This is a genomic window from Paracoccus caeni, from assembly GCF_016629665.1.
Taxonomy (GTDB): Bacteria; Pseudomonadota; Alphaproteobacteria; order Rhodobacterales; family Rhodobacteraceae; genus Paracoccus; species Paracoccus caeni.
Window position 1 is genome coordinate 547,023 of the sequence record NZ_JAEPRQ010000002.1, and the last position, 20,682, is coordinate 567,704.

Below are 20,682 nucleotides of genomic sequence, written 5' to 3' on the forward strand. Positions count from 1 at the left end.
ATGAACATGATCGACAGGGCCATTTCGGCGATTGCGCCGCAATGGGGGTTAAGGCGTGCCCGGGCCAAACTGGCGATCACCGCGCATTACGACGCTGCGAAGATTGGCCGTCGGACCTCTAGCCTTCGCGCCGCTCGCTCGGATGCCGACGGCGCCGCGCGAGGTCGCGACCGGATGGCCGCCTATGGCCGGGACATGGTCCGCAACACCCCGTTTGCCGAGCGGGCACAGAATGTGATTGCGGGATCGGTTGTCGGCGATGGCATCATTCCGAAGGTGACCTGCGCCTACCCCGATTTGAAGGAAGAGATGAGCAAACGGCTGCGCCAGCGAGGGCTGCGCAGGATCGAACAGCATTTTGATACCTGCCGGATCGACCGGGTTGGCCGCCTGAACCTCTATGGCCTCCAGCAGTTGGTCATGAAAACCGTGGTCAACGCTGGCGAAGCTCTGATCCGCGTCTATACGGATGAAGTACCGGGCGGTCTGCCGCTTCAGCTCGAGGTTCTTGAACCCGATTATCTCGACACGGGCCGTTACGGCTGGACGCCGGACGGTTCGGAGATCCGGGAAGGCATCGAATACGATTCTGAGGGTCGCCGCTCGGCCTATTGGCTCTTTCCGGACCATCCCGGTGCCGATTGGTCGCCCCACAGCACGACCGGCGTGTCGGTCCGGGTTCCGGCGGATGAAATCTGGCACATTTACCGGCTGGACCGCCCGGGACAGAATCGCGGTGTGACATGGTTCGCGCCGGTGATGATGCGTCTTCAGGACCTGGGCGATTACAATGACGCCCAGCTGATGCGCCAAAAGATCGCGGCCTGTTTTGCAGCGTTTCGTTTCGGGGGCGACGGATCGCGTGAAAGCGCATTCGATGAGCTTGAACCCGGACTGATTTACGATCTGGGCGACTCAGAGGATGTCAGGTTCGCCGCCCCACCTGGCGTGGACGGCTATGATGAGTTCACGCGCGGCGAGCTGCGATCCGTCGCGGCGGACCTTGGAATTTCCTATGAGGCTCTGACCGGTGATCTAAGCCAGGTCAATTTCAGTTCGGCCCGGATGGGACGGCTGGAGATGGATCAGAATGTCAGCGGCTGGCAGCATCTGATGATCATCCCCCAGATGATGCTGCCCCTTGCCGCCCGGTTCATCGACGCATGGGAAGCGATCGACGCCGAAGAGTTCATCACGATAGGTCTTCCGGGTGATATCTGGGGGCACCTTGGCCTTTCTTGGGTTCCGCCGCGCAAGATCATCGTTGATCCGGCACGCGAGTTCTCAGCCCTGCGCGAGGCAGTCAGGTCGGGTTTCGCGTCACGTCAGCAAGTCATCCGACAACTCGGCATCGATCCTGAGCGCCTGCTTGAGGAAATTGCTCAGGACCGCGATGAGGCCGACCGTTTGAAACTGCCCTTCGACAGCGATCCGCGTGCCGATGTTTCCCGACAGACCTCGGCGGGCATCGGCGTGGAAGATGTCATTGAGGAAATGCAGGCGCGGGCGCGCACTGCATCATCCGGGGGCAATAAGCTGAGGAGCATCCGATGAACGAACTTCTTCTTTACGGGTCCGTTGGATCCTCATTCTGGGACGAGGAATATTTCACGGCGCAGAGCGTGCGAGAAAACCTTGCCGACCTGGCGGGACCGCTGACCGTCAGGATCAATTCGGGCGGTGGCATCGCAACCGAGGGTCAAGCGATCTATTCTGCGTTGCGCGGCTACGATGGCCCGGTCACCGTGATCGTCGAAGGCATCGCCGCATCTGCCGCCAGCCTCATCGCAATGGCAGGCGACAGTATCAGCATGACGGCAGGCGCGCTGATGATGATCCATGATCCCGCGCAGATGTTCACTGACGGTCGGGGGACCCCCGAAGATCACCGCAAAGTCGCCGATATGCTCGACCTGATCGCGAACAACTATGCGGGCATCTATGCCAAGCGCGCCGGCATCCCGCTCGAAGAGGCGCGCAAGGTCATGAAGGACGAAACCTATTTCGATGCCGCCGGGGCGGTCGAGGCAGGTTTTGCGACGGATGTCGATGACGATGCGGACGGCCAGGAACCTGCGGCATTCGACTATCGCATCTACAAAAATGCCCCGGCCAAGCTCCGGGCAGTCGCAGGGACACTTGCGCGCCCACGCGCGCAATCTTCTGTGCTGGCCATGATGGCCGGGAAAATCTCCAGCAGCGGCAAGAAAGGAAAAACCATGCCGAAATCCAAGGTCACGGCCCGTACGGCCGCTGAGGAAGACGAGAACATCACCGCCAACGAGGAGGCAGAGACCACGATGGCGGAAGACGACGATCAAGACACCGAAGCGGATCAGGACGACGACGCGACCGCCGAAGGTGACGATGACGAACCTGCTGCCGCAGAGGAAGATGAGCCCGAGGCGGAAGAGGACGATGAACCTACCGCGCGATCGGCTCGGATCATCGCTGTCGTCAACATGTGCGCGCATCACGGCGCGCCGGAACGGGCGGCAGATTTCGTCAATCGCGGCCTGTCCACGAAACAGGCTTACGCCGAGCTGACCGGTAAAGGGGGCAAGAAGGTGAAAATCAATGGCCGTGGGCCGAGCGCCCGTATCGTCCGCGATGAACGCGAGACGCGCCGCCAAGGGCTCGAAGGCGCTATCGTTGCGCGCCTTTCGCGCGCGACCGACGTGCGCGGCCCGGCGCGTGAATACATGCCGATGACGTTGGCCGAGATGGCGATGGCAGGTATGGGCCGCCGTGACCGGGTTTCGCGCGGTGCCGGTGAGCAGCGGGCGATTGAAATGGCGTTTTCGTCGCACACCACCAGCGACTTTCCGGCTGTCTTCGAAAATGCGCTCAATAAGCGCCTCGCAACTGCCTATGCCGCTGCAAACCCTGTCTATCGCGCGATCGCCGAACGGATCGACTTCACCGATTTTCGTCCGCACCCGATCGCTCAGGTGGGTGACTGGCCGACGCTGCTGCCGGTCGAGGAATCGGGCGAGATCAAATATGGAACGGTCAGCGACAAGAAGGAGAGCGTTGCACTGATCCCCTATGCTCGCGCCTTCCGCATCAGCCGTACCATGATGATCAACGACGATCTTTCCGCGATTGACCGGATCATCAATACCCGTGGGCGGGCCGTAGCGGCATTCGAGGATGCGACGTTCTTTGCCATGATGCTGTCGGGGGCGAATGCCGATGGCCCGACGCTCATCGAGACCACGCGGCAGGTCTTCCACACGACGGATGGCACCAAAGCCGCCACGGCTACGGCGGTGACGCCCGCAGGTGTTTCCGCAGGCTATGCGGCCATGCGCAAGCGCAAAGGCGTGTCGGGCGAATCCTTCCTGGCCGTTGAGCCCAAGATCCTGCTCACCGGCCCCGACAAGGAATTCGAGGCCATGCAACTGCTTGCGCCTATTCAGGCCGCGCAGGCGTCGAATGTGAACCCGTATGTGGGCCGCCTCTCTCCCGCGACCACGCCCTATATCGCCGGGAATGCGTGGTACCTGTTCGCCGATCCCGCTGAGGTTCCTGTCTTCATGTACGGTTACCTGCAGGGCGAGGAAGGGCCGCGTCTGCGGACGGATGAACCTTTCGGACAGCAGGGCGTCGCCTATTCCGTTGAGCTCGATTTCGGTTGTGGCGCAACGGACTTCCGCGGCGGCTACAAAAACGCCGGCGCCTGATCGGGCGCAGGTCACTGAGCAGACAAAGGGCGCCTACGGGCGTCCTTTGTCTTTCATCGACAGCGAAAGGGAAAAACATGGCAAAGAACTTCATCCAACCCGGCCACGTGGTCACAGTGCCTGCGCCCGCCAGTGTGGCCAGTGGCGCACTCGTTCAGGTCGGCGTACTGGTCGGCGTGGCGCAGTTCGCCGCGGAGCCTGCAGAGCCGGTCGAGATCGCGCTTGAGGGGGTACACGAACTGGCAAAGGTGTCGGCACAGGCTTGGACCGTTGGTCAGGCGATCTACATTTCGTCGACTGGTCTCGCGACCACCGCTACCGCTGCAGGGAATGTCTTCATCGGCGTCGCCCTCGCTGCCGCTGCAAACCCGTCGCCGACCGGTGTTGTCCGCCTCAACGGTGCCGCACCCGCAGCGCCTGCCGCCTGATGACATCCCTGTTCAACGGCCTGACGGGCCTGCTTTCCGGCGTGTTCGGGGCGCAGGTCCGGTACGAACCTCAAAACAGCATCGACGCCCGGGACATCCAGTCGATCTTCCGGGAACAGCCGATCGAGGTTCAGGGGGCCGATGGGCAGAATGTTCTGATCGACGCGCCGACATGGCGCGTCGAACGCAACCTCGCACCTGAGGTGCGGCGCGGCGATCACATCAGGATCGGCGATGGCCGCCGGTTCAAGGTCACCACCACACATAACAGCGGCTCGCCCAGCATTGACGCCTTTGTCATCTGCGAGCTGCAAGAGGTCAGCTGAACCATGGCCCATTATCGCAGTGAATATCGCCGATTGGTGCGCGAAGCGCTCGCGGCCCATCCGCGTTTCGCCGGTTTCACCATCATGAAAGTCTGGCCCGGCTCGGTCGATGACGAAACCCTGCCGGTGATCGGGGTTCTGACCCCGCAGGAGCCGAGCGCGCGAGACACGCAAAAGACGGTGACCAGACGGACGCTGCTGCAGATCGCGGTGCGGCGGATCGGCGATGAAGAGATCGAGGACACCCTCGACGATGACAGCGCCGAGATCGAGGCTGCGGTCCTCGCTGCGTTGCGCAATCCCGAACATCGCTGCGTCCTCGAGGACACCTCGGTGATCAGCCACACGTCGTCTCGAAAAAATGTCGGCACCCTGGTGATGAGTTTCCGGGTGCAGTCCTGGCGGTCGGAACCGTCACTTCCCTGAACCACAACCCTGAAAGGAAACAGCGATGGCTGATGGAATGATCGGCTACGGTTCCACCGTACGCATCGGTCGGGGGGCGACGCCCACCTTTACCGAACTTGCCCTGATCGGCGACCTCGATCTGCCTGACGAACAGATCGATGAGGTCGAGGTCACCCATATGAAATCGCCGGGCCGTCGTCGCCAGTTCATTGCGGGACTGATCGACAGCGGCGAGCTGACCATCCCGATGAACTACATCCCCAATTCGCCCTCGGATGTCCTTTGCAGGGAGCTGAAGGCCAGCGGCGAGGATGTGATCGTTGAAATCACCATCACCGAGGGCGGCACCCCTGAGCAATTCGTCGGCTTCGTCAACGGCTATAACCGTTCGGCGCCGATCGATGACAAGATGACGGCAGAGGTAACCTTCCGCCTGTCCAGCTTCATCGAACCGGAAGCAGGTGAGCCGTGAGCGCGATTACAGGCGAAGTGACCGTCAAGCATGCCGGAAAGACCTACCGGCTTTATCTCGGCATCCGTGGGATTGGTCATCTGCAGCAGGAATTCGGCGCGGACCTCGCGCCGCTGTTCAAGGATGACACTGACCTGGACGCCGGGGTTCCTCCGGAAATGACCCCGCTGCTGCGCGTGGTCGAGTTGGCGCTTTCCCGGCACCATACCGACGCGGACGACTATCTGGCGGATGATCTGCTCGCCGCCGATATGAGCTTGCCCGGCAAGCTCATCGCCGCTGCCATTCCGTCAGGCGCTGACGTAGATGCCGGAGGGTCCACCGGCGCGAAGACCACGGGAAAGCGGAAGGCGAGGCGCTAGACCTCGCCAAGCTCCATCGCGCCTGGCTGCTGCTCGATCTCGATCCGGAACGGTTCTGGGACATCACACCCCGGCTGGCCCTGATCGAGATTGAGACCGCCCAGGAAAGACTGCGGCGGCAAGAAGATCTTGCGATCACCGCGGCATGGCTGTCGGCGGTCCTGCATCGGCAAAAGAAGGTGCCGAAGCTCGACAAGCTGCTGGCGCGTGGCAAAGGCAAGCCTGACGTGCAGATGTATCTTGCCGGTCTGAAGGCGCAACTGCCGCGCACCACAATGAGCCAGTGGCGCGCCCGCGCCGTCGGCGCACCACAATCCCCGTAACCAAGGAAGTCAGCCGATGGCGAGATCAGCAGTGGTGGGCCGACTTCGCGTTGGCCTGTCGGTCGATCAGAAAGAGTTCCAGCGCGGCATGGCCGAAGCGCGGACGGGGATCCAGCGCTTCAGCGGCGAGGTCAACCGCCGCCTCGGCGCGCTTGGCGATTTGCCGGGCGTGCGCTCGCTGCAGGACAGGCTCGGCGGCATCGGAAAGAATCTTGGCGCGGCGATCGCGACGGCAGCCGCGACCGCCACCGTCGCACTAGCCGGGCTGTCGGCGGCAGCGATCAATGCGGCCGGTGAGATCCAGAACCTGTCCCGCATGGCCAACGCCACGCCCGAAGAGTTCCAGGGCTGGGCCGCGGGTGCGCGCACCGTCGGCATCGAGCAGGAAAAGCTGTCGGACATCCTGAAAGACATGAACGATCGCGTCGGCGACTTCATCTCGACCGGCGGCGGTCCGATGAAGGATTTCTTCGAAGTGGTCGCGCCGAAAGTCGGGGTAACGGCGGATCAGTTCCGCAAACTGTCCGGACCGAAAGCCCTGCAACTCTATGTCGACACACTCGAAAAGGCGAACCTGAACCAGCAGGATATGACCTTCTACATGGAGGCTATCGCCTCGGACAGCACGTTGCTGCTGCCGCTGCTGCGAGACGGCGGCAAGGCCATGGGGGAATATGCCGCCCGGGCCGAAGAGCTTGGCGCGGTGATGAGCAACCGCACCGTCAAATCGCTGGCCGGCATGAAGCTGGCCCTTGGCGAGGTCGGCATGGTCATGCGCGGCGTGCGCAACTCGCTCGGTGCTGCCTTCGCGCCCACCGCTACATACACCTCGCCCTTGCGTATGTATGAGGAGGCCACGACGCCGATCTTCATCCTGCCCGGCGCGCAGGCGGAGGATGGTGGAACGGCCCGGCCGGGACGATATGATCTCGGGCTGGTCACAGATCACCGGCAGGCTCAGTACGTCGCGGCCATCATGGGCCGGCGCACCCGCATGCAGCGGAGTTGGTCGGGCGTCCTGCCGGGTCAGGCATTTGATCTTGTCGCCCTATCGGTGATGCAGCTTGACCTTCCTGCCCCCTATCTGAGCCGCAGCGGGATTTATGAGGTCGAGATGATTCATCCCGGATTTGACCCGATCGGCCTGGAAGGGTCCGCTATGCGGTGCCCGGTTTCGCTACGCGAGACCTCGCCCGCAATCTATGCATGGAACCCGGCGACCGACGAACAGGATGTTACGATCGAAGCTTTCGACCCTGACGTGAAGGGGGTCAAACCACCGGAGAATGTGACCCTGCTCAGCGACGCATCGACCGTCATGACGTCCGGAGACACCACGATCGCGCGCATCCGGTTTTCTTTCGATCCGTCCCCCTCAAGCTCAACGCTTGGATATGGGTGGGAATATCGCCAGGGGAGCGATCCGTGGCAGGCAGGCGGCTCGGTCGAAAGCGACGTTGTCGATGGTGCCGGAAAGGTGTTCGGCTATCTCGCTCCGGTCGAACTGGGCAAACCATATCAGATACGGGTTTGGACGATCGCACCGTCTGGCACCTCAGAACAGGTCGTTGCGGGGCCGATCACGGCATCTGCCGGAGCATTTCTCGCACCCGCCCCGACACCTATCAGCGCGATCGGTGGTACCGGGCAGATCGCGGTCACTTTCAGGTCGCCGAACAATTCGCATTACCGTGCGATGGAAATCTACGTCGCCGATGTCGACAACGCCGGCGCCGCGGTTCTGCTCCTGGGTCCGATCTACGGATCGGCCAATGCCGCGGTGACCGAGGTCCATACCGGCCTCGGGCCCGGGGCTACCCGGTATTACTTCGCGCGCTCGATCGACAGAAACGGGAACCCGTCGACCTTCAGCGCCAGCATCAGCGCCACCACCACCTAAATCGGAGAGCAAGATGGCTATGCCCGTCTATAGTCTGCCTGTTGCAAACGGGCAGGCCACGAAGCAGTCGCATGACAGCGAGATGAACCGTGTCATCGCGGAGATCCTTGCCCGCTCTGCCAAAGCCTTCTTCAGCCGCAATTCCGCCGCCGAATTCGGCCAAGCCAATCTGCCGACGCAGCTGGGCCTGATCACCACGATCGAGGGCGACTGGATCGCCTCGCGGGCCCCTGGCCTCTTCGCAGACGATCCGCTCTTCGCGCCCGACGATCCGGATTCTCCGACCAATGGCCCATGGTGGGGCGTTCGCGCACGCGTGCCGACCAGTCAGCTCTTCGAGCGGGTGCTGCCCGAGGCCGAACCCGAGAACGGCGGGATGGTGCCGCTGATCGCCGCCGGTGAACGGGTGCTGATGTGGGTCGATGAGGATGGCAATGTCGCTGGTCACGGCCTGGCGGCGGGAACAGTCGATGTCGAGGGCACCGAGCCCTCCTATGTCCCGATCCTCGCAGCTGGTGAACAGGTGTTCATGTGGCTTCACGATGGGGAGGTGATGTTTCCGGGCAAGGCCGCGCCGGATCCTGCACAGGACGCGGCGTTCACCTATTCAGACAACAACAACCTGCACCGCTGGCGCACCGCCATCAGCAAGGTCGAGCTGGGCGAGCCCGGCGCCAAGGCCAAGATCGCGTTGATCGGCGACAGCTGGATCGAACAGGCGCCGATCCCGCGCGCGCTCTACAACCTGCTGGCCAAGGATTACGAGATGGCCGGCGGCGGCTTCCGGTCCGGCGTCCAGCACTTTGAATTCGTGCCGGGCGTGACGTGGACCGCCACCGGCTGGGATCAGACCGACGGCTCCAATCAGTCTGTCTTTCCCTATGGGGCGGGGCCGGACGGCAACTCGACCTGGACCACGGGCACCACGGCGGCGATCCAGTATCTCGACTTTGAGGCCACCGATATTCAGATCGTCTATCGCCACCACGGTGGCAGCTTCCGCTACTCGATCGACGGCGGCGCTTATGTCGAGGTGGTCTGCAACAACTCGCAGAGCCGAGCGGTCATCAACATTTCCGGTCTGGCCGACGGGCCGCACAGTCTGCGCCTCGATGTGACCAATAACACCGGCGGTGGCACCGTCGTCATCGACTACATCTACACGACCCGCGCGCCGGTCGCGGGCGTCCAGGTGCTCAAGCTCGGCAATGGCGGCACGGCGGGCTTCTGGGTCAAGAACTATACCCAATACCTGACCACGCCGCTGGCCGAGATGCAGCCTGATGTCGTCGTGGTCGTCCTCGGCACGAATGATTACCGCAGCGCCAATTCCCCGCCCTCGGTCTATGTCGAGGCTCTGCAGCAGATCGTGGACGCCTGCCACCTGGCGGTGCCGGATATCGGCTTTGTGTTCGTCGTGCCCTCGGAATCGCAGGGGCCTGCGGTCACGCCGCTGGCGGATTACCGGGATGCGCTTTGGAACTGGGCGATCCCGCGCGGTCATCAGGTGATCTCGCTGCTGGATCGCTGGCCCGGTTTCCCGACCGCCAATGCGGCCGGTCTGTGGCGCGACCAGTCCCATGTCAGCGATCCGCTGGGCGCGACCATGATTGCCAAAACCCTTGTCGAACTGAGCTTGAAAGGCTGAACCATGAAAACGCGCGTCCTCGACATCGGAAACATCGCTCTGCCCGGCACCGGCTATCCGCCGCTGGCGGCCTTCAAGATCCCGTTTCGCCCGCAGCTGGCCGGGGCTTTCTTCCTCGGCAGCGGCAGAGAGGTCGGGTTGACCGACTGGTCGGGCAAGACAAGCGGCGCGGTCGCTGTCGGCTCACCGTTGTGGGAAGAAGGTTATGCCGAGCTGAGCGGCGCCAACTACCTGCAGACCGGCGTGCCCGAGACGACGTTCATGACGCTGGTGGCGTGTGTGCGCAGCCTGACCAACTCGGAATCGGCTTTCATCGGTGGATGGGGCGGGCCGGGCAATGCCGGCGTCGCATTGGTGCGTTTTGCCACCAATGATCGGATCGCAGGGCTGGCCGGTCTCAGCAACGATACCCACCAGACCGTCAATGCGAACGGCCCGATCATGAACCAATGGGCGATCTGTTCGCTGAAGGTCGGCGGCAGCAATATCTGGATCGAGAACCACAGCAGCGGCCAGACCTCCGGCGTCATCGACTACCCTGCTGGCCTGTCGCGAAAGATCAGCGCGAACGCGCATCCGCTTCGCCTCGGGCGCGGCTACACGCCGTCCTATGTAAACCCGGTGCAGATCAACAGCGCCCTGATGTACAACGCCAGTCTGACAATCACCGACACTCGCGAGGCCGCGCACCTGGTGCATGGTTATGCACAGCGCAGCCTCGGAATCGATATCCCGTTTGTGACCTGAGTTGGGAATGCTGGAAGCGCTGCGGGATTTCTGGGCCATCATCATGGCCTTCATCGGGCTTGGCGTCTGGCTCGTCAGAATGGAGGCCAAGATGGGAACCAACTCCAAAGACATCGCGCGTCTCGAAAAGCAGATCGAGCGCGAACGCCTCGATACCCGTGAAAAGCTGGAGGATCTGACCGACATGATGCGTGAGCAAAACCGCGACATCAAAATCCTGCTCGGGCGCGGGCACATTCAGCACTGGGATGACCGCACGCAGCCGCCTGGTCGGGGAAGGTAGCTGACGCCGTAACGCTGAAATGCGGGGGAAGCCTTAACGACCGGGTGAACAATCCAACGGACAGAGCTAGACTGTGCGCGAATGGCGCGCCGTAAGTTTACAGGAGAAGTTCGGAAACCCAAAAAAAGTGTATATTTTTTCAAGGCTGTAATTTAGTCGCTGTTTTTGCATCTTGCACTTCATTATCTAGTGATTTTCTATAGGCGAAGATGCCGCGTCCTGAGGGGGGCAAGTTTCTCGCATCGTGTATTTAACGGGTCTGACTAAATTGAACCTTCGACATAATTTTACCGAGATCTTGCTTCCGGCAATCTTGGCTGCGGCAGTGATGTCGCCATCGTATGTGCAGCCTCTTTGGTCCCAGGCGCCAGAGAGAGCTAATCTAGCTGATAGCGATGAATCTATACGGAGATTAGAGGATGCCGTCCAACTGAGGAAAGGCGGTTCATCGGGTGATGTGAATAGCTATGAAGGTCTATGGCTTGATCTTCATCGCAAGATGGAAATATTAGAAATCAAGCCATTGAATGGGAGCCAGCTTCAGGTAGATTACGTGAGAATAGAATATCGCAACTTTGCTAGTGCGCAACCAACCAGAGGGTCGATTGTGGGCGAGCTTATTGGCGGGCGTCTACTTTTAGAAAGAGATACTGGAACTTTTGTGATGTTCCTCAGCCCTGAGAAGGGTGTGTTGGGAAGCTATGGAGCAGGGACATATTTGCCTGTTGCTTATGAAGGCGATTACACAAAACTTTTGGATATACGTGCGTCGGGGAAATTTAGAGAAATGTTACAAGGACTTGGAATAGAGCCAGAGTGACCAAAAATAGATACGTTATTAGTGTGGCAAGACTGACGAACCCCGTTGTCGACATGATGGCAAATAATTGACGTCACGCACCGTGACGGCTAATGCGCCGGTTGGCGATGGCGTATCAGCGTATTTTAATCGCCGCGCCTTCCGTGTCCGAAGACGCAGCTACCGGCCCTCCGTCTCCAGAGTGAAGTCGATGATACCGCAGGCGGCTTATTTTCGCGTCAGAATCTTGGTGAGGCGCTCCAACTCAGCGATCGTCTCGTCATAGCTGGTGCCGGACTTGGGATATTCCGCCCTTAGCATGCGGTAGAACGCCAGTTGCTTTGGCAGGTCCTCGAGCGGGTAGGTTCCAGACCAATATCGCCCGGTCAGGGTGAATGTCTTGTCGTCGTGAGTCGCCTTCATGGCGGCCTTCTGCACGGTCCGCTCCGAACCAGCAACCCACACCCGCCCGCCTCGCGCGGGCTTTTTTCATGGAGATACCGATGACTGCCGTGATGAACGCGGTGCGCGCGCAGCAAGCGCGCTGCGCCGCCTTGGGCTTCTGGCCCGGCCCGATTGATGGAATTGACGGCCCGCGCACCCGCGCCGCCTATGCCGCCGCTCTGGCGGCGCAGAAGGCCAAAGGCTTGCCGTTCCGCCATCCGACAGGGATCACACGGATCCATTGGCACTGGACCGGTGGCGGGCATGAGCCGAACGCCACCGATCTGAAGGCCTATCACGCGCTGATCGACGGCGCGGGCAAAGTGCGCTGGCCGGTTGATCCGACCACGTCGCGCTCGCACACGTTGAATGCCAACAGCGGCGCCATTGGACTGTCAATCTGCGCGATGGCCGGGGCGAAAGAGCGCCCCTTCACGTGGGGCAAGGCACCGATCACCGCGCAGCAGGTGTCCACACTGGTCCGCGAGACGGCCCGTCTGTGCCGTGTCTATGACATTCCGCTGTCGCGCTGGTCCGTGCTGTCGCACGCCGAGATCCAGCCGAGCCTTGGCGTCACCCAGAAGAACAAATGGGACATCACCGTCCTGCCCGGCATGTCCGGCCCGGCCGATCCCATCACTGTCGGCGACCGTCTGCGCGAGATGGTCCGCTGCGAACTGTTCGCGCTTTCCTGAAAGGAGCCTGACCATGAAAACAACACTTGCAAACCAACTGTCGGCACTGCCGACCAACAAGCTGCTGACCGGCTCGGGCGTTGGCTCGATTGTCAGCACGGCATGGGCCGAGGTCATGGCCTCTTATGCGCCGAGTCTGGCGGGGCCGGGGATGTCGGCGCTGGTCGGCTTCGTCGCGGCAATCGCGATCGGGTATTTTGTGCCTGATCGGGTGAACACGCCTGCGGAATAGGTAGTTCTCGCGCGAAGCTTCCGTCTTCACTGCGAGGCCTTACATGAGGAATTCATCTTTGACGCTCAATCCCTAGCATGGCTCAATGTCACTTTCAGGCACTGACCGGCTAGGGTCCGTTCTCGGGGATGTCCAACACTCATGTGCGCGGTTAAGCTGCTCCTGGATGATTGGACATGCTTCAGAGATGCCACCCAACGCGACTATATAGCTTGGGGCGGCGTCGAACCCTTGTTGATATCGTTTTTTGTTCGCGTCCTCTGCAAGGTCAATCCCAATATCATCAAAAGCTTGTTCCGCCCCGAGCTCGAATTGGGAAACGATTTCTTCGTCAAAATCATCCGCACCACCCTTGGCACAAGCAGTAACGATGCCAACGGTGAAGCCAGTTGCGACAACTTGATCCTTTGGGTCTAACTCCATGAAGCCGATGGGCCAGTCATCAGATAATGCGAAGCTCGGGCTAATTCCCAATATCAAGATAAAAAAAATCCGGTTCACGACGAGTCCTTTGTCAAAGTTTGGTGGCCCGCCACGGTCTTCCAGCCAGCGTTCGATGCCGAGCTAAAGTCTTGCCGATCGGCGCTTGCTTCGCAACCAGAACTGACACAGAGAGCGAGAGCCTCTCCGTGGGTGGTGTGGGCTGAACGGTGATCGCGGGCACTAGTTCCAAGTGGAATGCTCTGCCTAACAATCATCAGTTCATACCGCCTTGACCGAATCGTATGTTTCCTTTTTGTTCCCTCCATGTCCCGACGTTCCACGCCCCAAGTAAAAATCGATGAAGGCGCCTTTCCGGTGCGGGTTCTGATCTTTGTACCAGAGCGCGGCTTTGTGTCGGTCAAACCGGATCCACATCAGTGGCTTGCTGAGCATATCGGCAGGACCGAATTCGCGTGGCATAGCGGTGGGCGCAGAACCGTGCGAGACTCAGTCGCTCTCTACTTTCGACACCCACAGGCGGCGATTTCCTTCCTCAATGCGTTTCCGTCACTGGAGCTTGCAGACGGCACAACCCTTCCGACGTATCGATCGCCTTATCTTCCGTTTGGTCGCAAGTAGGGCGCGACGATGCCCGCGGTCCCCTCAAATAATCGCGGTGTGAACCGTAACATCATGAACTGCGCCGCCGACGGCATGCTGATCGTGATGCGCTGCAATGGCTGCCGTCGGCAGGTGAACTATTGGGCCTCTGATCTGGCCAAGGTGATCGAGGACCCTTTTCATGATGCTCATATCCCGCCGTGGGGCTGCGCCCGCTGCCGGACATCGGAGTACATGGTCATGCGCTGGAAAATCCCAATGGCGCATGAAATGGTCGAAGGCTTGACGGTTCGCCGCCCAGTCCGAAAGATCACGAAATGGATCTGGAAGGATGAGAGGGCCTGACCCATGTGCAACCTCTACAGCAATACCACGACACAAGAGGCGATGCGCCAGGTGGTCAAAGGAATGACCGATCATGCCGGCAATCTCGCGCCGGGTCAGGTCTATCCCGATCAACTGGGCGCGATCATTCGTCACGGCGACGATGGCCTAGAGCTGGTCAAGGCCCGGTGGGGTATGCCATCGCCAAAGTTCGCCCTGAAGACGGAACGCGACCCCGGCGTCACCAATGTCCGCAATCTCGGGTCGGCGCACTGGCGCCGCTGGTTGGGCAAGGATCATCGCTGCCTGGTGCCGCTGACCAGCTTCGCGGAGCCGAAGGGCAAAGGAAAGGGCAATCAATGGTTCGCCTCGGCCGATGACAAGCCGATGTTTTTCGCCGGAATCGAGCTTCGCGACTGGACCTCGGTGCGCAAGGTCAAGGATGGCGAGACGACGGACGATCTCTACGCCTTCCTGACCTGTGATCCCAACGCCGAAGTGAAGGCGGTTCACCCAAAAGCGATGCCGGTAATCCTGACCGAGCCGGATGAATGGGAAGCGTGGATGGGCGGCATTCCGGCGGCAGAGTTGCAGCAGCCTCTCCAAAATGGAATGCTCCGTCTTTCAGACGAACCCGTATGAGCAACCGCGGGCGACACCCACAAAATAACCCTTGTATCTAACATACGCCGACGTCGAGGTTTTTAACGTAGACAAACGCGGGAAGCGGACAGATCGCGGTGCGGCATGGCGAGGTCAGCACTGGGTAAAGCGGTCATATGATGAAAACCTTCAGCTGCCCTTGCTTCGGATGCGAAAGCCCCATACCTGCCGTCCGAAGGAGCCTGCGGCCGTCCACGGCCTCGGGGCGTGGAAGCCCCCATAGGTGATCTTCAATCCAAATACGCCACATAGCTGCATTTCAGAACAAACCCTTGACATCATCGATATTTTCTTGATCAATTTGCCAGAAAGATACATTGAGGAATTTAAATGCGCGGACCGCTTGCAGTCGATCTGAGATCTATAGAAGTTCCGCTTAGTCAATTATTCTTAGATCCAAACAACCCGAGATTTGTCGGGAGTGAATGGGTATATATTTCAGACGATGATGCCGTAAAAAGCGACATTCAAGAATCGACGTCAGATAGATTGTTTTCCGAGCATGACGTTGATAAGCTTAAGTCAATTATGGAATACAATGGGTATCTACCAATTGACCGAGTTGTAGTTAGAAAGATTTCAGAAGATGCATATATAGTCCTTGAGGGAAACAGAAGGATTTGTGCGGCAAAGTCTATCAACGGACACTCTGACTCCGGCGACCCCCTGCCTGTTGCAATTGTCGAAACCTTTAAAAAAATACCTTGCCTGTTGTATGAGGGCGCCAATGAGGATGGCGATGCATCTTGGATATTCCAAGGTCTGCGACACATATCAGGGATATCTGAGTGGCCCGCATTCAACAAAGCCAAGCTAATTGTTGAGCAGATGGAAAGCCGGGAGCTATCTTTCACTGAAGTTGGTAAAGGATTCGGCCTCTCGGCATTTGGTGCAGCGCAATGGGTCCGAGGATACTACGCTTTCCAGCAAGCCAAAGACGAGACTGAGTTTGGTCGATATATAGATGAGAAAATTTATCCGTTTTTCCAAGAGCTTTTTGGTCGAAGCAGCATAGCCCTGAAAGAGTGGTTGCGCTGGAGTGAAGACGAAAAAAAATTTCAGGATGCAGCGAACCTAAACGAGTTTGTCTCTTGGTTCTATCCCGTTGAACGTGCGGAAGACGATGACGGTGTTGATCGCGAGCCTTCCAAAGCAGAGGTAAACGAGGCGTGGGGTCGTAGGAGGATATCCAAACGCGATGATTTGCGCAGCGTCACATACCTTATTCAAAAGTCATCGAAGAATTGGATGGAGTTTCGTAGTGGAACTGACATCGACAAATCCTATAATAGAGCTCTACTGGACGAGTTAGAGCACGATCGCGATGAGGAGAAGAATGCCGTTGAGAAATTCTTCAGCATCCTAGACGAAGCTGACAAGCAGTTGAGAGATACGCCCCTTTCTGTCTTGAGCGACGATGGCAACAAAGAAAGACTGAATGTCATCTTGGCGTCACTGCGACAGACTGAGGAAAAAATTCGCGGTCTTCTCAACAAATGAGCTCAACTAAGGGGGAAATAGTGAATGCAGTATTTCGCCTGCCGCCATCTGAAGGTGAGATTACAATCGACGCGCTATGTCTTCGGGCACTTAAGAAGCTCAAAGGTCAAGTTACTATAGCAGATGAAGAATACATATCTAGGTTCAAGAAGGCTTTGTATTCTGCGTTAAAGGAGAGCGACCATCAACACGTTGCTTGCGGCGGAATATCGACCTTTGAGTATACTAACAGTATCCTATTGAAGCTTCGATGGAACATCCAATCACTCACAGACCGGAGGCATAGAGCCAAGCTGGAGCGAAGAGCTGTCGCTATTGATTGGATTGATAGGTTAAAGGATGATCGCCATTACGAGTATTTGGGCGGGCTTCTTATGCGAAAACTTGGAGCCTCGCGCATTCACGTGACGCCAAAAGGAAATGAATTTGGAATAGATTTCCTAGCAATCGCACCGGCATTTTCGCGGTCTGGCATGTTTTTGTCAAAAGGGCGAGGAATCCGCATTGTTGGGCAAAGCAAATATTATAATCACCCTGTAGCACGGGATAAAATTCAAGCCTTCAATGACGTGATGAACTCCATTCGTAACAATAAAGAAGAGCTAATCAGAGTGCTACCTTCGTGGTTCAGAAGCAGTCCTGCGCCACTTCTAGGATGTTTTGTCGCACATAGCGGATATCAGAGTGGCGCAAGAAAAAGTGCTGAGCAAAATGGTTATCTATTGCTCGACACGAGAGCAGCTGGAGAAATTGTTTCCTGCGTTGGCAAAATGGACCACCTCCGAGAGGAAGATGATGTCATTCGACATCTTTGGGAAGAAATCGGGATGCTTTTAATTGATAAGCCGGAGTGAGCGATGATTTCTTTCCTGCATAAATATTTCATTATGCTTTATCTTACAAGGAACTGATCATTTAACGCTGAACGTCGGCTTTGTCCCATCCACGACCATGCCGTGGCCGCTATAACGCTGCGAGGTCAATGTCCGGTTACGACAGTTTGATCGGTGGCCCTTTGTTGCGGCGACCGACCGCTATGGGCCGAGATGCGCACGCCTTTCAGTGCGAGGTCTTCAAGGTAGCGCATGCCAGCAATACGCACCACGCACCGCCGCTGACCGAACCGCGCGAAGCGGAAGGGAGATGGAGCGGTGCCAATTGCTCAGGCTGTCATTTTTTTGGGGCTGGTAGGCTGGATGATCGGATGTCTTTTCATCTTGGGCATCGGAACTTAGCTGATGAAAATTCGATCAACGGCGTGGGACACCTTAACCATAACCCATTGATTTAAAACAGGCGCGCCGGAACTGGATGCGGGACACCCCTGACCTGTTTTCGTTGAGAAATCTGACGGTTCCGGTATCCCTTCACCCGCTACTGGAACCCATCTCCAAGCTTCCGCTATGCGGGACAAAGCAGTCACGGAGCTCCACTTCCCTTTACCGCCGCAAATTCCGCCTGCCCCTCATTCTGCCCATCGGTGAAACTCGCCACTGTGACAGGCGTCGACTGGTCCGGAAAGTGATACACCGCGTTTACGCAGAAGGGGCCACCGCCCGAATGGCCGATTGCTCTTCCCACTGCTCCCATCCTGCCACTCATCAGGCCGAGGCCATAGCCACATTCTGTCCACGGGCGTCCATCAATGGCGCCGCCGAGCGGAACGGTGGTCATCATCTGTTGGAGCGACGCCGCATTCAGAAGCTGCCCTGAAAACAACGAATGTAATAGCCGTGCGGCGTCCCCCGGTGTCCCAATCAGACACCCATGGTAAACCCACCCCGGGTGATAACGTAGAGCTGCTTCCCAATGCACCCGCGAGAACCGCTCTCGGTCAACGGCAAGTTCTAAGCTTTCAAGTCCGAGCGGGATGCTGATCATATCCCTGATTAGTTCTGAAAAAGTTTGGTCTGCAGCTTCTTCCACCAGATCGCGTGCCAGCATGTAGCCAATGTTCGAGTAGGACCAACCGCAGCCGGGCGCAAAGCGCATTCCCTGCGCCATGGCTGCCTGTAGAAGATCAGTGCGTGGCCAAGGCTCCTCATCGTCTTGTACTGCCAGATGATAAGCGCGAAGCGTGCCATAATCGGGCAGGCCAGATGTATGGTTAAGAAGCTGGCGCAGCGTGAAAATCTTATCCGCTAGAGGCTCATCAAGACTAATCTTATCACTCTCCGCCAGCCTCAATGCGCTGACAGCAATGACCGTTTTGGTGAAGCTCCAGTAGGGAAAGAGTGGGTCAACCTTGTCCTCCGTCTCGTTGGTGGGAGGGGGAAGAATGCAAGAAAAAATTTGTCCGCCTTGCGCCATCGGATCAGCATAGTTACCTCGTCACTGTCTGCAATGGGCTCTTCGCGTCGCTCTGGCAACCTGATCCCGCCAGCGGCGATGGACTGGGCTGGCCAAGGCGGTTAAGCGGACAATGCAGCCATTCGGCAAATGGCCGCTTTATCGCTCACTAGCACCCTTGCCGTCGATGATGTTGTCGCGAAACTTCTCAATGCGGGCGATGCGTGTCTCGGGTTTCTTTGCACCATTCAGGTTGATGACGTAGCTGCGTTGTCGCCCTGGTGTCAGGGCATGGAAGGCCTCTGCAAGTTCGGGATCATTATCGAGCGCATTGGCAAGCTCTTCCGGCAGGTCAGGTGTAGACGTGTTCGCCTGGGGCTTCTTGCCTTCCTCCGCATAGGCCTTCGCCTCTTCCAGATAGGCACTGATCGTCTTCTCCAAGGTCGCGACTTGAGCCCTCTCCATGAAGTAGATCGTATCTGCGTGCTGCGTGTTCGGTCCCGGTTTTTCCAGCACGTCCTCCGGGTCTTTCATCAAAGCAGCATTGAAGAATCCGATAACGAACCTGTCTTGGTAAGCACCAAGGATGGCGATGTTTCGGCCTGCATGGCGATAGCAGGGCTGCCCCCATCTCACCTCTTCTTGCAGATCAACCGACAGGCAAATCTCGCGCAGCTTTGACAGACCTTCAGACCAGATCTTCGTCGAGCAGCCGGGCGTGTCGAAGCGGTCGCAGCGACCGCAGCCCTTGGTAAAGAAATCCTCGACATCGGTAATCATGTCTCACCCTTATGAACATACGGCAGGACGAACAGGTAGAGACCGCTGAACAGCATCAGCGCCAACGCGGGCAGGGGCATATAGAAGGCCCAATCTGGCGGCGCAGGTCTGGTGCTGATCACGAAGACTGCGATCACGAGCAGGGTGAAGATGATCGACATCCAGCGGTGAAACTGACGGATGAAATGGTTGAGCTTCAAAACGGATACCTCATATTTGGTCGAGTGTGTTCTGGAGATTGTCGAAGAATGCGGCCCAGCCACCTTTCGCACCGCCAAGAGCCTGTTTCTGATCCGAACGGAATCCGCTTTGCTCCATTCGCAACAAGGTTCCGGCGCTGGTCGGTTCCAGTGTAAAGGTGACCACAGTTTCGACATCGAATGCGCTCCAGGTGTAGGAGAGCGTCTTGAGAGGTTCGATCTCCTCGACCTGGCAGTTGATTGCTCCCCATTCCGCCGAGAACGAGAAGACATGACCGAGTTCCAACTGAAAGTCGCTCTGCATCAGCCACTCCGCAAGCAACTCAGGCTGGGTCAATGCGCGCCAGACCCGTTCTGGCGGATGGGCAAATTCACGTTCGACAACGACCGAACAGGTCTCACTATCCGCGCTCGTCATTGGTCCATCCGCTTCAACAGAACATCGAGCCGGTCAAACTTGGCCTCCCAGAACCTTGTCATGCGGTCGGTCCAATCGACCAACGAACGGAGGCCGTCAGCTTGAGCTGTATAATGTGTTTCCCGTCCACGTTGCTGACCCGTGACCAGCCCGGCTTCCTTGAGAACAAAAAGATGCTTTGACACGGCAGGTTGTGAGATACCGGCTCGATCGGTCAACGCCCTGACTGACTGCTCGCCTTTCACGCACAGATGCTCGAACAGCCGCCGTCGCGTTGGATCGCCAAGCGACTTGAATAGGGTATCCGCATCGTGATGATTCAATTTTCATAGCTCCTCGGTTATGATTTATTCATAACCGAGGAGCTATGAAATGGTCAAGATCGGACCTTCGCTGCGCTTTGATAAACGAGCAAGTTGGGCTCCTAGCGTCGATCGAACTGCTCTCGGCCAAGATGCCGTTTGGGTCAGAAATCTGGCGGAAAACTAGAAGTATCTGGCAGATCACAGCGGCCTGTCAGGTTCTGTAGATTATAGACTCACGGCGAGAGGGATTGCCGTGCGAGAGGGTGATTTTCATCAGGCACTTCCATCCCAACCGTCAAGCAAAGATGACCTACTGTGCCGGGGGCACGGCGTTTGCTATGCGGGACCATATGACTACAGCTCTTACGGCGACGGCTTAGGTCACCTGAAGTGGTCATTTCTGGAC

At 58.3% G+C, this 20,682-nt stretch carries 26 protein-coding genes; 19 read left to right on the forward strand and 7 right to left on the reverse strand.

The window, feature by feature from the left end:
- The 13 genes from JJJ17_RS09350 (at nucleotide 1) to JJJ17_RS09410 (ending at nucleotide 11,403) form a co-directional block, all read left to right on the forward strand.
- The gene (locus JJJ17_RS09350) at nucleotides 1–1,554 is read left to right on the forward strand and encodes a phage portal protein (RefSeq protein WP_200685700.1); all 1,554 of its coding nucleotides are present in this window, start codon (nucleotides 1–3) and stop codon (nucleotides 1,552–1,554) included.
- Nucleotides 1,551–3,686, forward strand: coding sequence for a head maturation protease, ClpP-related (locus tag JJJ17_RS09355; RefSeq protein ID WP_200685702.1), 2,136 nt, complete (start codon nucleotides 1,551–1,553; stop codon nucleotides 3,684–3,686). Before JJJ17_RS09350 ends, JJJ17_RS09355 begins: the two co-directional genes overlap by 4 nt.
- A 77-nt stretch (nucleotides 3,687–3,763) precedes the next feature.
- Entirely contained in the window at nucleotides 3,764–4,114 is a 351-nt protein-coding gene (locus JJJ17_RS09360; protein ID WP_200685704.1) for a DUF2190 family protein, read from the forward strand.
- Entirely contained in the window at nucleotides 4,114–4,440 is a 327-nt protein-coding gene (locus JJJ17_RS09365; protein ID WP_200685706.1) for a head-tail joining protein, read from the forward strand. The genes JJJ17_RS09360 and JJJ17_RS09365 overlap by 1 nt, the downstream gene beginning before the upstream one ends.
- Before the next feature lie 3 nt (nucleotides 4,441–4,443).
- Nucleotides 4,444–4,866, forward strand: a complete 423-nt coding sequence (locus JJJ17_RS09370) for a hypothetical protein (RefSeq protein WP_200685708.1) — start codon at nucleotides 4,444–4,446, stop codon at nucleotides 4,864–4,866.
- A 25-nt stretch (nucleotides 4,867–4,891) separates the two neighbouring features.
- The gene (locus tag JJJ17_RS09375; RefSeq protein ID WP_200685709.1) at nucleotides 4,892–5,320 is read left to right on the forward strand and encodes a phage tail tube protein; all 429 of its coding nucleotides are present in this window, start codon (nucleotides 4,892–4,894) and stop codon (nucleotides 5,318–5,320) included.
- Nucleotides 5,317–5,682, forward strand: a complete 366-nt coding sequence (locus JJJ17_RS09380; protein ID WP_200685710.1) for a hypothetical protein — start codon at nucleotides 5,317–5,319, stop codon at nucleotides 5,680–5,682. Before JJJ17_RS09375 ends, JJJ17_RS09380 begins: the two co-directional genes overlap by 4 nt.
- A 179-nt stretch (nucleotides 5,683–5,861) precedes the next feature.
- On the forward strand, nucleotides 5,862–6,005 hold the full coding sequence (locus JJJ17_RS09385) for a hypothetical protein (protein WP_200685711.1): 144 nt from the start codon (nucleotides 5,862–5,864) through the stop codon (nucleotides 6,003–6,005).
- A 16-nt stretch (nucleotides 6,006–6,021) separates the two neighbouring features.
- Nucleotides 6,022–7,905 carry a phage tail protein gene (locus JJJ17_RS09390; RefSeq protein WP_200685712.1) on the forward strand — a complete coding sequence of 628 codons (1,884 nt, stop codon included), beginning with the start codon at nucleotides 6,022–6,024 and terminating at the stop codon, nucleotides 7,903–7,905.
- A 13-nt stretch (nucleotides 7,906–7,918) separates the two neighbouring features.
- Nucleotides 7,919–9,553 carry an SGNH/GDSL hydrolase family protein gene (locus tag JJJ17_RS09395; protein WP_200685713.1) on the forward strand — a complete coding sequence of 545 codons (1,635 nt, stop codon included), beginning with the start codon at nucleotides 7,919–7,921 and terminating at the stop codon, nucleotides 9,551–9,553.
- A gap of 3 nt (nucleotides 9,554–9,556) precedes the next feature.
- Nucleotides 9,557–10,300 carry a hypothetical protein gene (locus tag JJJ17_RS09400; protein ID WP_200685714.1) on the forward strand — a complete coding sequence of 248 codons (744 nt, stop codon included), beginning with the start codon at nucleotides 9,557–9,559 and terminating at the stop codon, nucleotides 10,298–10,300.
- Nucleotides 10,301–10,307: 7 nt separating this feature from the next.
- A complete protein-coding gene (locus tag JJJ17_RS09405; protein WP_200685715.1) occupies nucleotides 10,308–10,583 on the forward strand; it encodes a hypothetical protein in 276 nt (91 codons plus the stop codon).
- A 457-nt stretch (nucleotides 10,584–11,040) separates the two neighbouring features.
- Nucleotides 11,041–11,403 carry a hypothetical protein gene (locus JJJ17_RS09410; RefSeq protein ID WP_200685716.1) on the forward strand — a complete coding sequence of 121 codons (363 nt, stop codon included), beginning with the start codon at nucleotides 11,041–11,043 and terminating at the stop codon, nucleotides 11,401–11,403.
- 207 nt (nucleotides 11,404–11,610) lie between these two features.
- Here the strand turns inward: JJJ17_RS09410 and JJJ17_RS09415 are convergent, their stop codons facing one another.
- Nucleotides 11,611–11,820 carry a hypothetical protein gene (locus JJJ17_RS09415; RefSeq protein WP_325168793.1) on the reverse strand — a complete coding sequence of 70 codons (210 nt, stop codon included), beginning with the start codon at nucleotides 11,818–11,820 and terminating at the stop codon, nucleotides 11,611–11,613.
- A gap of 65 nt (nucleotides 11,821–11,885) precedes the next feature.
- Here JJJ17_RS09415 and JJJ17_RS09420 point away from each other — a divergent pair, with 65 nt between their 5' ends.
- Both JJJ17_RS09420 and JJJ17_RS09425 read left to right on the forward strand, forming a co-directional pair.
- Nucleotides 11,886–12,521, forward strand: a complete 636-nt coding sequence (locus tag JJJ17_RS09420; RefSeq protein WP_234463994.1) for a peptidoglycan recognition protein family protein — start codon at nucleotides 11,886–11,888, stop codon at nucleotides 12,519–12,521.
- A 13-nt stretch (nucleotides 12,522–12,534) separates the two neighbouring features.
- Nucleotides 12,535–12,753, forward strand: coding sequence for a hypothetical protein (locus JJJ17_RS09425; RefSeq protein WP_200685718.1), 219 nt, complete (start codon nucleotides 12,535–12,537; stop codon nucleotides 12,751–12,753).
- 72 nt (nucleotides 12,754–12,825) lie between these two features.
- Here JJJ17_RS09425 and JJJ17_RS09430 read toward each other — a convergent pair whose 3' ends face one another.
- The gene (locus tag JJJ17_RS09430) at nucleotides 12,826–13,254 is read right to left on the reverse strand and encodes a hypothetical protein (protein ID WP_200685720.1); all 429 of its coding nucleotides are present in this window, start codon (nucleotides 13,252–13,254) and stop codon (nucleotides 12,826–12,828) included.
- Nucleotides 13,255–13,824: 570 nt separating this feature from the next.
- Between JJJ17_RS09430 and JJJ17_RS09435 the strand changes: the two genes are divergently transcribed.
- From JJJ17_RS09435 to JJJ17_RS20540, 4 genes are all read left to right on the forward strand, one after another.
- Nucleotides 13,825–14,142 (forward strand): hypothetical protein, encoded by a 318-nt coding sequence (locus JJJ17_RS09435; protein ID WP_200685722.1) that lies wholly within the window; start codon nucleotides 13,825–13,827, stop codon nucleotides 14,140–14,142.
- A 3-nt stretch (nucleotides 14,143–14,145) separates the two neighbouring features.
- A complete protein-coding gene (locus JJJ17_RS09440; protein ID WP_200685724.1) occupies nucleotides 14,146–14,763 on the forward strand; it encodes an SOS response-associated peptidase in 618 nt (205 codons plus the stop codon).
- 351 nt (nucleotides 14,764–15,114) lie between these two features.
- On the forward strand, nucleotides 15,115–16,284 hold the full coding sequence (locus JJJ17_RS09445) for a ParB N-terminal domain-containing protein (protein ID WP_200685726.1): 1,170 nt from the start codon (nucleotides 15,115–15,117) through the stop codon (nucleotides 16,282–16,284).
- Nucleotides 16,285–16,304: 20 nt separating this feature from the next.
- Complete coding sequence (locus tag JJJ17_RS20540) at nucleotides 16,305–17,138, forward strand: restriction endonuclease (protein ID WP_200685728.1); 834 nt, start codon at nucleotides 16,305–16,307, stop codon at nucleotides 17,136–17,138.
- A gap of 565 nt (nucleotides 17,139–17,703) precedes the next feature.
- Here JJJ17_RS20540 and JJJ17_RS09455 read toward each other — a convergent pair.
- The 5 genes from JJJ17_RS09455 to JJJ17_RS09475 all read right to left on the reverse strand — a co-directional run bounded on the left by JJJ17_RS09455 (nucleotide 17,704) and on the right by JJJ17_RS09475 (nucleotide 20,294).
- Nucleotides 17,704–18,594, reverse strand: a complete 891-nt coding sequence (locus tag JJJ17_RS09455; RefSeq protein WP_200685730.1) for a serine hydrolase domain-containing protein — start codon at nucleotides 18,592–18,594, stop codon at nucleotides 17,704–17,706.
- Between the two features lie 138 nt (nucleotides 18,595–18,732).
- Nucleotides 18,733–19,353 (reverse strand): YdeI/OmpD-associated family protein, encoded by a 621-nt coding sequence (locus JJJ17_RS09460; RefSeq protein WP_200685732.1) that lies wholly within the window; start codon nucleotides 19,351–19,353, stop codon nucleotides 18,733–18,735.
- Nucleotides 19,350–19,553 carry a hypothetical protein gene (locus tag JJJ17_RS09465; protein WP_200685734.1) on the reverse strand — a complete coding sequence of 68 codons (204 nt, stop codon included), beginning with the start codon at nucleotides 19,551–19,553 and terminating at the stop codon, nucleotides 19,350–19,352. Before JJJ17_RS09465 ends, JJJ17_RS09460 begins: the two co-directional genes overlap by 4 nt.
- A gap of 10 nt (nucleotides 19,554–19,563) precedes the next feature.
- Nucleotides 19,564–19,971, reverse strand: coding sequence for an SRPBCC family protein (locus JJJ17_RS09470; RefSeq protein WP_200685736.1), 408 nt, complete (start codon nucleotides 19,969–19,971; stop codon nucleotides 19,564–19,566).
- Nucleotides 19,968–20,294, reverse strand: coding sequence for an ArsR/SmtB family transcription factor (locus JJJ17_RS09475; protein WP_200685738.1), 327 nt, complete (start codon nucleotides 20,292–20,294; stop codon nucleotides 19,968–19,970). Before JJJ17_RS09475 ends, JJJ17_RS09470 begins: the two co-directional genes overlap by 4 nt.
- Nucleotides 20,295–20,682: the final 388 nt, after the last annotated feature.

Coding starts and splice junctions, on each gene's coding strand:
- JJJ17_RS09360 (WP_200685704.1), top strand. CDS start 3,764: ATGGCAAAGAACTTCATCCAACCCGGCCACGTGGTCACAGTGCCTGCG.
- JJJ17_RS09365 (WP_200685706.1), top strand. CDS start 4,114: ATGACATCCCTGTTCAACGGCCTGACGGGCCTGCTTTCCGGCGTGTTC.
- JJJ17_RS09435 (WP_200685722.1), top strand. CDS start 13,825: ATGCCCGCGGTCCCCTCAAATAATCGCGGTGTGAACCGTAACATCATG.
- JJJ17_RS09405 (WP_200685715.1), top strand. CDS start 10,308: ATGCTGGAAGCGCTGCGGGATTTCTGGGCCATCATCATGGCCTTCATC.
- JJJ17_RS09355 (WP_200685702.1), top strand. CDS start 1,551: ATGAACGAACTTCTTCTTTACGGGTCCGTTGGATCCTCATTCTGGGAC.
- JJJ17_RS09390 (WP_200685712.1), top strand. CDS start 6,022: ATGGCGAGATCAGCAGTGGTGGGCCGACTTCGCGTTGGCCTGTCGGTC.
- JJJ17_RS09460 (WP_200685732.1), bottom strand. CDS start 19,353: ATGATTACCGATGTCGAGGATTTCTTTACCAAGGGCTGCGGTCGCTGC.
- JJJ17_RS09445 (WP_200685726.1), top strand. CDS start 15,115: ATGCGCGGACCGCTTGCAGTCGATCTGAGATCTATAGAAGTTCCGCTT.
- JJJ17_RS09420 (WP_234463994.1), top strand. CDS start 11,886: ATGACTGCCGTGATGAACGCGGTGCGCGCGCAGCAAGCGCGCTGCGCC.
- JJJ17_RS09455 (WP_200685730.1), bottom strand. CDS start 18,594: ATGGCGCAAGGCGGACAAATTTTTTCTTGCATTCTTCCCCCTCCCACC.
- JJJ17_RS09400 (WP_200685714.1), top strand. CDS start 9,557: ATGAAAACGCGCGTCCTCGACATCGGAAACATCGCTCTGCCCGGCACC.
- JJJ17_RS09370 (WP_200685708.1), top strand. CDS start 4,444: ATGGCCCATTATCGCAGTGAATATCGCCGATTGGTGCGCGAAGCGCTC.
- JJJ17_RS09375 (WP_200685709.1), top strand. CDS start 4,892: ATGGCTGATGGAATGATCGGCTACGGTTCCACCGTACGCATCGGTCGG.
- JJJ17_RS09440 (WP_200685724.1), top strand. CDS start 14,146: ATGTGCAACCTCTACAGCAATACCACGACACAAGAGGCGATGCGCCAG.
- JJJ17_RS09470 (WP_200685736.1), bottom strand. CDS start 19,971: ATGACGAGCGCGGATAGTGAGACCTGTTCGGTCGTTGTCGAACGTGAA.
- JJJ17_RS09395 (WP_200685713.1), top strand. CDS start 7,919: ATGGCTATGCCCGTCTATAGTCTGCCTGTTGCAAACGGGCAGGCCACG.
- JJJ17_RS09425 (WP_200685718.1), top strand. CDS start 12,535: ATGAAAACAACACTTGCAAACCAACTGTCGGCACTGCCGACCAACAAG.
- JJJ17_RS09350 (WP_200685700.1), top strand. CDS start 1: ATGAACATGATCGACAGGGCCATTTCGGCGATTGCGCCGCAATGGGGG.